Below are 670 nucleotides of genomic sequence, written 5' to 3'. Positions count from 1 at the left end.
GTCGGCGGTCATGGATCCCACTCGGTTATCCTTAATGAGTTGATGATGTAGGGAAGCCATAGCTCCAAGTCTCATCTCTTTCAGTTTTTCGATAGTTTGATTATTGTTCATAATAATTATTGTTTAATTAAACGTTCATTTATAGGCCGAAGCCCCCCTTATGTTCTCATGCTCAGGGATATGAGATTTATCTTTTTCCAGGTCTTGGTAAAACAAAAAGCTTTTGTCCATATTGTTTTCCAAAATATTTTTGATGCGCATGTAAGAGACAGCCTCGATATCCAGAACTCTTTTACAGGCCTGATCTAGCCTTTTGGAGCCATGAGCTTTATGGAGTTGAATTAGTCCCATAACCCGTTTATATCCTACTTCAGGGTAATCGATATTCAAAAGTATTTTATCTACACACCTCACAACGTGTACTCCATGAGGAAGAGCTTGCTTTCTAAAGTATTCCGGACTCCATTTTGTAAATGCTTTATGTGTACTACTGAGGTGATTTTTGTTGGTGATATAAATTCCGGTAGAGGGATTGCGTTTGTGCAGGGCTATGCGCTGATGATTATAATAAACCTCGATCGTGCTTTTGGTGTAATGGATCATGGTCCTATTGCCGATATAACGGTATGGAACACTGTAATAACTTTTGTCCGGGGAGAAATAAACATAA

General features: G+C 38.8%; 1 protein-coding gene. It reads right to left on the bottom strand.

Going from position 1 to position 670, the window contains the following annotated elements:
- Positions 1–135 precede the first annotated feature (135 nt).
- The coding region (locus tag ABEA42_RS18460; protein ID WP_425572116.1) for a Mu transposase domain-containing protein at positions 136–670 on the bottom strand (535 nt) is incomplete at its 5' end.

Source organism: Pedococcus ginsenosidimutans (assembly GCF_039544395.1).
Taxonomy (GTDB): domain Bacteria; phylum Actinomycetota; class Actinomycetes; order Actinomycetales; family Dermatophilaceae; genus Pedococcus; species Pedococcus ginsenosidimutans.
This window is presented reverse-complemented; position numbering and strand designations above follow the sequence as displayed.